This window comes from Bacillus sp. LR--39 (assembly GCF_053613335.1).
On the sequence record NZ_JBSIOT010000410.1, the window covers coordinates 1 to 986 of the forward strand.

General features: G+C 44.4%; 3 protein-coding genes. All 3 read right to left on the reverse strand.

Annotated elements, in window-relative coordinates; genetic code table 11:
• Window positions 1-16: 16 nt before the first annotated feature.
• Complete coding sequence (locus ACWHAR_RS23660; RefSeq protein WP_146260907.1) at window positions 17-331, reverse strand: phage head closure protein; 315 nt, start codon at window positions 329-331, stop codon at window positions 17-19.
• Window positions 321-623, reverse strand: a complete 303-nt coding sequence (locus tag ACWHAR_RS23665; protein WP_128753589.1) for a head-tail connector protein — start codon at window positions 621-623, stop codon at window positions 321-323. The genes ACWHAR_RS23660 and ACWHAR_RS23665 overlap by 11 nt, the downstream gene beginning before the upstream one ends.
• Before the next feature lie 17 nt (window positions 624-640).
• Window positions 641-986: collagen-like protein (locus ACWHAR_RS23670; RefSeq protein WP_452088014.1), on the reverse strand; the 346-nt coding region annotated here is incomplete at its 5' end.

Here is a 986-nt window from a genome sequence, read left to right on the forward strand (position 1 = left end):
TCCAGCTCGAAATTCATCAGCTCACCACATTTGCTTTAATTGTAATGAAATGACGCCGAGAATAGTTAGGCAAGATCGACTCGATTTCATAAGCTTTTTCACGAAAGATGATTCGCATATGTTCGTCTATGTCTTCACGATGACGGATTGTGAATTCGATTGTCTTTTCCTTTTGGATGGCAGCCGCAGCATAATATTCTCGCCCTTTCAATCCTTCGGCTTTAGCCCAACATTCAATTACCGTTTGCCAGCTGTCCTTCCCATCCACAGGAAGGCGGCCAGCTGGCTTCTTTTTCTGAAATTGAATACGGTATCTCATGTCATTCAACATTAGGAGTAGCCTCCGGCAATGTATATTTGAGCTGATTGATCATGGTAGTAAGCACGCCGTCCAAGTTAGAAGTTGTCCCGGCAATTTCTCTGTTTTCATACCAGTGAGTAACGAATGCATTCACACACATTGCCGCCCTGGCTGATTTATTTGGGAATGTAAGACCGGTAGCAGAAGAAATGTATTCTTTTGCTGATGCAATAAAGTCTAAAATCAAATCATCCTCCAGATCACCATCAACCCGGAGGAATTTTTTTGCCTTTTCTAATTCAACTTTTTCTTCTTCTGTCACTCGACATCACCTGTCTTTCATTCAGCAGAAGTGTTCGTTTTCAACTCGTCAATTTGGGTTTGTAGCCCATCTAATACGTTTTTCACTTCAGTATTTAAGTGATTCATCATAACGCTGCCTGTCCCAATGTTAATGCTGCGGACTGATTTTTCCTGCAGCATTTCATGCGAAATGGATTGTTCACCGATAACAGCTGGATCACCCTTGTCACCCTTTGGCCCTTGGGGACCTGTCTCACCTTGTGGGCCAGTATCTCCTTTTGGACCTTGAGGGCCAGTGTCTCCTTTGTCTCCTTTTGGTCCCTGCGGACCGGTATCCCCTTTAGGACCTTGAGGCCCGGGTTCGCCTTGAAGGCCTTTTACA

What these genes read in the sequence shown, in the direction of transcription:
- ACWHAR_RS23660 (WP_146260907.1), bottom strand. Translation starts at nt 331, where the DNA reads ATGTTGAATGACATGAGATACCGTATTCAATTTCAGAAAAAGAAGCCA.